Below are 7,759 nucleotides of genomic sequence, written 5' to 3' on the forward strand. Positions count from 1 at the left end.
TCAAAAAGGCATTGGGATTTTATTCATTTGTTCCTCTACTAAAGGTGCTGGTAGCCAGCCCATTTTTACTGGTACGTCGTAAAGTCTTCCAGAACCAAACCGAGGCAAAAAATGTCTTAATTCTGGAACAATTACCTTCACCACATTCAGTCCAATGTCTGGGCGAGTTTGATCCAGCACCAAAGTTTCTAAATTATGCTGCTTGGCTATTGCTACACAACTGAGTACATCTTCTTGAAGATCGTCACTACAATGTTGTGGATAATCTGTGTAAACTTTTGGCGCAAGGTGATTTGGTGTTAGGTAAGGTTGATTTGCGATCGCCGCAAATGTTAGCCATTCGTGGAGTTCCCCCTCAGTCTTTCTTGGGTATTGTGTCTCAACTCTTGTCAAGAATTGGTTCATTTCCGTCACAGCCCGCAATAAGGCTATTTTGGCATCAAAATGACATCCGTAGCCTGCGACAATTTTCTCAGCTTCATCTGTGCAACGAGAAACTGCTGCAAAGACAGGAATTTCCAAATCAGATGTCAAGTCAAGTACCCAAAATTCCCGTTTTAGGCTTTTGTAATAAGCTTGCAATTCTAGCAGATAGGGGTCTTGAAAACTAGCTAGGTCTACAGCAGGACGATTCAGGCGATTGTACCACCAAATACTGACACTATCCCGCTCGACCAATTCCATAAAGCCTTGAAGAATGGCTTCTTCCAAGGTATTGCCAGCAGCGTTGCCGTTAGAGTTGGCAAAACCAAACAAATGATCTGGGGGTAAAGGATAATTGTAATAGCATAAAGCTGTGGGCAAATATCTAAAGGTTTGTTGCGTTAAAGACCAGACTGAAGTCCACTCAATTTCCTTAGTTTCGTCAAAGGGTTCTGGGATAAAATCTACCCCAAATTTCTGATTCAAGACTGCGCGGTTTTGGTACTGGATTGGACTAAATTGCAGACATACAGAAGGATGAATCGCGGATACCAACTGAGCATAAGTACTTTTGACCCGGATTTCGTCACCTTGATAAACTCCACAATAGCGTTCGATCGCCTCACAAAAGCCACTAGCTCTAGCTTGTTGATCGGTCTTTCCCTTTCCGGCTGCTTTATTGTGTAGTAAATGGCGCAAGCTTTGTAGATCGTTTGCAGTACCAAAGTTGTGGACTGCTAAATAGCTATGAAGCAAGTTACTATTAGACTCAGAAGTACGTACCAAAGCACTGACGACACCTGTAATTGGGCTAATGTGATGCTCGTAATGCTTGAGAGTTTGCTCTGGGGAGAAAATTCGATGACCACCATCAGTAGTAAACTGCTTTTTACGACTTGTAAGAATAATCGGTTTGGGTTTATCTTGTCGATAAATATCTCCACAAACAGCGCATTGAGGACGTTTGGTAAGGATATGGGTTTGTAGTTCCAGCTTGGCTGAGTTAAAAGTAATAACTTTGCCTTCCAAAGTAGGGATTGAGTTTTTTTGTGTATCTTCTAGAACAATCCACTTGAGAATTTCTGTCGCTGCAAGGTTTAGCCCAATTTGGAGTGTGGAGGGCAAAATGGCACGGGAGGTGGGAATACTCTCAAGAGAGCCGAGTTGATGTCGGATTGCGGTTTCAACTTCCCGATTACCATAAAGACGTTGGGCTAAACATTGCCAACAACCTGTTCTACCTGGGTAAAAAATCGGGCCTATCCATAGTTCAACCCCAATAGGCTTGACCAGTACCCACGGTTGGTTGGCATCAATGGCTGCTTGATTGAAATCACGCAAATCTGGCTGTAGGTAATCATTGGTTAACACAACTGCTAGGGATTTTAAACCTTGATGCGATCGCGAAGAACGTACTTGAATACCTAGAGATTCCAAAGCAACAATCAAAGGCTCAGTTGGTACATTGCCAAAGGAAATTACAGATACAAAAGTTTCCTGCAAGCGGTTGAAGGACACTTGAGGGTCTATGTTGAGTAGGCTCCAGAATGCTGCAACTTCTGGGGTAAGAGAATCGACAGCTTCTGTAGTATAACCTTTGCTTTTAAGCTGGTTAAGAGCGTAGTAAATGCTAGTAAAAGGAATTGCCTTCTTCAACTTACTGATTATTTCTTCAATACTATGATTACCATCCAGCATAGGAGCTAGTTGACAGTAAAGACTTCCCTTAAGGGCAATAGAAGACTGTTCACTTAATAGATAAACAGTGTTAGGTGGAACAATTTCAACGTGAAAATGAGGCTTAAATCGTGGTTTTTTCATAATTTAGTAGTAGAATGAGCGAAAATTGACTTAGCGATCGCAGCACTCGTAAAGTTGACATTGTGTAAATTCACATCTTGTAAATACGCTTGCCAAACATTTAAATCATAATAATCATCGCCATTTAAATTTGTTTAAAGTTTACAAAGGAGATTCAGAATATTTTCGGCAGCATAGCTAGATTCTTGGGGAGAGTAAACTTGCAGTTCTGAGATAATTTCCTTGAACCGAATTTCCAAATTACTCTGATTTTTAAAAACAACTAGCAGCCTATCTATAATAGGTTGAATTATGAAACTCGTTTGAGATTTTTTAATATAATCTTTAGCGTCAGCTTTAAGCAAAATATGGCTTTTTAGCAAAATAAGTTCGCCTGTCTCAATTTCTTTACAAACCTGTTCAATCAACAAGCTACTTGCATATTCCATTAGTAATGGCTGCAAATAAAAAGAATTTGCAGTGGTTTCAATTAATAAACGTTGAACTAAAGATTTAAGATTTTTTATTAATGTTTGTTGAGAAACACAGGGATAAATATCTGATTGTAATTCCTCAATAGACACTGGTTCGCGATTAATTGCTAACCAGTATAAAACTGTGTTTTCTAACTCTGATAATCGATTTAAGTGCTGCTGTAGGAGAGCGCGAATTTCATCAATAACTAAGGTATTATATTTAAGAAATTCCCCTACGTTTCCCTCAAATAATTCTTGAATCACTTCTGCCACCATCTTTAATGCCAATGGATTACCTAAATATTGTTCAATTAGAATTGTGCATTCAGCATCCAAGTTGCAGTAACAACCCTTAAGTTGAAGTATCTGTAGTCCGGCTGATACACTTAAACCGCGTAAGTTGAGGCAGCGAACTGGCAGGGTTTCCCCTTGCATTACAGAAATTTCTTGAGGTTTCTCCTGACTGATGAGTACCAAGCAGCTGTTGTGGCGGCATTCTCCCAGACGTTTGAAGAAATCGCCATAATATTCATAACCTTGTTTGTAGAAGCCCGTATAATCCCCACCGCATAAAATCGTCTCCACATCATCCAGTACTAATAAACATCGATGCTTTCGGAAATAATCAATTAGGAGTGATATTTTCTTATCTAAGGTTGCTGGTAAATCCGTTTCCTGACTTTTGGCAATGAATTGGAGCAAAGATTCTAGAATCTGTTGTAGAGATGGGGCATTACGTAGCGATCGCCAAATGACATAATCAAATTGCTCTTGAATTTGTTCAGCTAATTTCACAGACAGATGGGTTTTGCCAATTCCCCCCATGCCTACAAGCCCTACTATGCGGCAGCGCTCAACAACAATCCATTGTTCTAGCTGAACCAGTTCATTGCTGCGACCATAGAAAATTGAAACATCAGGTGCCTCGCCCCAATCTTGGCATCGGTCGGTCAGATAGATTTGGTCTTGATGAATAACTCCGCTTTCATGGGACACTAAACTCGCTTGCCGCTCAACTGCGGCGCGAAAATTGCTTTTTTTAATCTTTTCCCCAAAGATATCTGAAAGTAGTTGCCATAATTTAGGACCAGCATCTTGCTTAAGGTAATTAGGGGAATAACCGTTTGTTTGTGCTATCTGGTCATAACACTGACGTGTCCCAGACCAAGCTGCTTGAATTATCAGCTGTTGAATGTCACTTAGATGTTTACCCTTCTTTGCGAATATTAAGGCATCAGTAAAGTTGAGAACTTCTTCAACATTCATAGATTTTCCTTTTATTAGAATTTGCTATGGCAATCCTAAATCAGAAACAACGTTCAAAATTTTGCGACTTTACAGAGAATTAGTATCATTTATTTACATAACTTTAGGTAATCGCTTTGAATCTATCAAACTAAACCTTTTTCGTTATTTCTTAAATTTAGTTAAGAGTAAGAGTAATTTAGATGCGTTTGCCCTGAATTAAAGAGAATTTAAACTCGCTCAATGCAGAATTATCAAAATAACAATGGTTTATAAATGTTAGCGTTTTCCTCGAAATAACTATTTCCATTTACTATGATTCTGGAAATCAAACTAGAACACAATTGGAAAAAGTCAGGAAAATATTTTATATAAAATTAGGTATTAAATTAATCAAAGAATAAAAAATCAGGATTGATAGGTGAGAAATTAAAAAAAATAGGAATAAATCAGGTTGAGAACCTAAACAACGATAAAATATACCTAAAGTCAGCAAATCTCATTATGAAAATTACTGACTTGAGACTCATGTTTCCTCCGTGCAATTGGGCTAAAAAGCTCGTATCGTAAGCCTTCCTGTACAGTAAATCCAGGTTTCGGATATCTGAACCTATCCCACTAATACCAAGGCAGGGAAGGCAGGGGAAGCAGGGGAAGAAAAAAAGGCTTAACCCAAGCGTATTGGCACAGAAGTCCCGTTAATTTTTGCGTTAATGTTCTGTGCGGATTAATCGCTTATTGCCATCAACCAAAGAAACCCAGCCTTCAGATGGAGTGGCTTTTATCACAACCTGCTTAACCCGAACTCAGGTTGTCTAAGTACTAATTTTGAGTTATTTGTATTAAATATTTTTTTGTACGTAAACCAGTGATTTAGCGATCGCTTGTTTTTTTCCGACATCACAAAATCGCGTTACTCCCCTGTGAAAGTAGGTTACACAGCACCTAGTATGGTAGGACAAGCCAATGGGAAATTCTCATTCGCCAGAAACCGCATTACCTGGCCTCAGTAGACAGCAACGATGTGTAGAATACATCCTCTTTGAGATAGGACTTACGCAAAAATTGCTAAAAAGCTTAATTTCTCGAACCGCCAAGACGCCAAGAGCGCCGAGAATTCGTAGAGTGTGCGTAAGTCCTATGAGACACTCCGCCGCAAATGCGAACACAGCTTGGATTGCAGGAGCGCTAAGAGTTGGATAGCTTTCTGTAACTTGCTGTTCTGTCCAACCTTCGGCAAACAACCCCAATATGAATTCCACAGATAGCCGCGTTCCTTTGACGATAGGCTTTCCAAGGAGAATTTTCGGGTCTGAATGAATATAAGTTCTCCAATCCATACCAGTTTACCTTTATCGGGCTTCATCTATTATGAGCGATGCCTATAGCGGGTTGCGCCAATGCACCGATAAGATAGTCCACTTGGGCAAAAGATTTTGGATTGCTCAAAAAATTAATCACTAGTTAATATTGAGGCGAGAAGTTCAGGACGAGACAGGTGTGGGCAAGGTTTACATCTGTATCAAATTCTTCGTGAAATGGTATAAGTTACATTATTAGCATCTGCTATATATTTAAACAGTAGTTAAAACAGGTTGAAAAGGTTGCAATAAAATAGCCAAAATTCTATCAACTTCTTTAATATAATACTCGGTCGAATCTATATAAACAGTCGTATCTTCTAAAAATAAAAACTTCCAGTTAGTTCCACTAGTAACCGAGCCGTAAATCCGCCCAACTTCATTGCCTTGATTTTGATTGAATAGTTGCGCTGCAATCATTGCTGCTACACATTGACCCAGACCGCCGATAATATCTTCTTTTTTCGCTTCAAAAATCAACATTACCGGAGCAGAAATAAATAATTGCTCTTGGGAATTGCTGATGATGTAATCATAAAAACCTTGCAAGCCTTGAGTTGCATCAACATTAAATTCATTTCCAGAGAACAATGAGATTTTATTATTTAATAATCGTCTGACCTCTGCAAGAATTGGTGCAATTAAAAACTCTGACCTAGCTTTTTCGGTTGAAATTGCAGTTGCTAAAGGAATGTAATCTATTAAAATCGTTCTGAGAGTTTCTGATGGTGTAACAGGTTTTGTATCAGCAAATAAATTCCGAGTTTCATCGAGTGTTAAGTCAAAACTCTTTTTCACTTTAGCCAGACTAAAATCGCTGTATGCCATTTACTTGTGTCCTGCCAAGATTTGTTCAGCACTCAAATCTAAGTGTGGAAAAGTCGAAGAGATGATGCGTTCTTGTCCTCGGAATGCAACAGCATCATAGAACCCTTCTACTAAGGTGCATATTGTTACCACCTCTTGAATCGGGTCAACAATCCAGTATTCAGGAATTCCGAGAACAGCATACTCAGAACGTTTACTGCGGTAGTCTGTGGTTTGTGTAGATTCGCTGACCACTTCTACTACTAGTATGGGAGGTATTTCGTTGAGTTCAATTACAGCTTCTCGATTAGAAAGTGCTTCCCATTGCTGTGTTGGTAATACTACCACATCTGGAATTCGTGAGGTGTCCCAACGTCCAGAGCGTGGAGAACGCACTCCCACAGAAAACTTTTGTGCTGTCCAGTTCTTATCCCTGAAGGCACTTTCGTCATCAAAGCTTCGTTCTAAAAACTTTGAGATACCGCCGTGCTTGCCAGTGCCAAGACTCATGGGGATTAATTCTCCATCTAGCAATTCATATTGGGTATCGGTGGCGTCGCTATATTTGAGATACTCAGCAAAAGTCAGTTTTTTGGTGGTTACAGTCATGGCGAATTGATGACTCAATACAACTATTCTATGCAATAAGGGAGATGAGGAGGCAGGGGGAGCAGGGGAGACAAGGGGACAAGGGGACAAGGCGACTTAAATAAGAACTTGCAACAAGTGTTTCCCCTTGTCCCCAATTCTCAAGAGTCCCCAAATCCTCTTTCCCATGCCCCATGCCCCACAATACGGTTCGGTTAAAGGGCAAAGGGAAAAGGGGAAAGGTTTTCAATACATCCTTTACCCTTTACCCCTTACCCTTTCCCCAGACCACAAGGAAAGTGAAAAATGCTTATCCGAACCGTATTGCCATGCCCCATGCCCCATGCCCCATGCCCAATGCCCTAATTTCGTAACTTCTTAAGTTCTGCTTCTGTAAACGGATTCTTCCCCGCCCGTAAATCTTTTACCCAGCGTTGCCGTTGTGCTTTACTATCTTTATCTTTAGTCTGGGCGATGTATGCTTCAAAGTCTTCAATTGCTCCTTGGGTGTTGCCTATCAGCGCCCTAGCCAAGCCACGACTATCACGATTATTGCTATCTTCAGGCGCAAGTGTAACGGCTTTTTCACAGGCTGGTAAAACATCGGCGGCTTGTTTTTGCAGACTACCGTCCCAGCATAGTGTATTCCAAGAATCAGCAGGGATTTCGGCTTTTGGATCGAGCTTGAGAGCTTTGGTATAAGCTGCTAGCGCTTCCTTAAACTTTTTCTCTTCTAAGCGACTGTTCCCTTCATCAACTAAGCCTTCAACTTTGGTTTGATTCGCCAACTCTTTTGCTCTCGCTTGGGAATCAAACTTTAATTTATTATCCCACTGCTGGGCTTTGCTAAATTTCTCAATAGCGCCATTAATATCATCATTTCGCGCTAACTTCTCACCTTGGATAACTAACACTGTCGCCCCTTGCGCCAAGCGAGATGGACTTTGGCACGATCGCAACTCTTCTAACACTTCTGGATGGGCAATGAGATAATTATTTAGCAAATTGCAACCACTGTGTAATAAATTATCGAAATCTAAATCCCATAAAATCACGGTC

6 protein-coding genes and 1 pseudogene are annotated in these 7,759 nt (G+C 40.3%); 1 reads left to right on the top strand and 6 read right to left on the bottom strand.

The window, feature by feature from the left end; genetic code table 11:
• On the bottom strand, positions 1 to 2,244 hold the full coding sequence (locus tag CDC33_RS13310) for a TOMM precursor leader peptide-binding protein (protein WP_109008869.1): 2,244 nt from the start codon (positions 2,242 to 2,244) through the stop codon (positions 1 to 3).
• Positions 2,245 to 2,378: 134 nt separating this feature from the next.
• Complete coding sequence (locus tag CDC33_RS13315; protein WP_109008870.1) at positions 2,379 to 3,965, bottom strand: helix-turn-helix domain-containing protein; 1,587 nt, start codon at positions 3,963 to 3,965, stop codon at positions 2,379 to 2,381.
• 664 nt (positions 3,966 to 4,629) lie between these two features.
• On the opposite strand from CDC33_RS13315, the pseudogene CDC33_RS41935 reads away from it, so the two are divergent.
• Positions 4,630 to 4,743, top strand: a pseudogene (locus CDC33_RS41935) (IS982 family transposase); the annotation flags it as partial.
• Between the two features lie 178 nt (positions 4,744 to 4,921).
• Here the strand turns inward: CDC33_RS41935 and CDC33_RS13325 are convergent.
• The 4 genes from CDC33_RS13325 to CDC33_RS13340 all read right to left on the bottom strand — a co-directional run.
• Entirely contained in the window at positions 4,922 to 5,284 is a 363-nt protein-coding gene (locus CDC33_RS13325; RefSeq protein ID WP_109008871.1) for a DUF433 domain-containing protein, read from the bottom strand.
• 234 nt (positions 5,285 to 5,518) lie between these two features.
• Positions 5,519 to 6,133: a hypothetical protein gene (locus CDC33_RS13330; RefSeq protein WP_109008872.1), complete on the bottom strand. Its 615-nt coding sequence runs from the start codon at positions 6,131 to 6,133 to the stop codon at positions 5,519 to 5,521.
• Positions 6,134 to 6,721, bottom strand: a complete 588-nt coding sequence (locus tag CDC33_RS13335) for a Uma2 family endonuclease (RefSeq protein ID WP_109008873.1) — start codon at positions 6,719 to 6,721, stop codon at positions 6,134 to 6,136.
• Between the two features lie 341 nt (positions 6,722 to 7,062).
• On the bottom strand, positions 7,063 to 7,759 hold a 697-nt coding region (locus CDC33_RS13340; RefSeq protein ID WP_146195884.1), incomplete at its 5' end, for a tetratricopeptide repeat protein.

Origin of the sequence: Nostoc commune NIES-4072 (genome assembly GCF_003113895.1) — a bacterium.
In the GTDB taxonomy this organism is placed as follows: domain Bacteria; phylum Cyanobacteriota; class Cyanobacteriia; order Cyanobacteriales; family Nostocaceae; genus Nostoc; species Nostoc commune.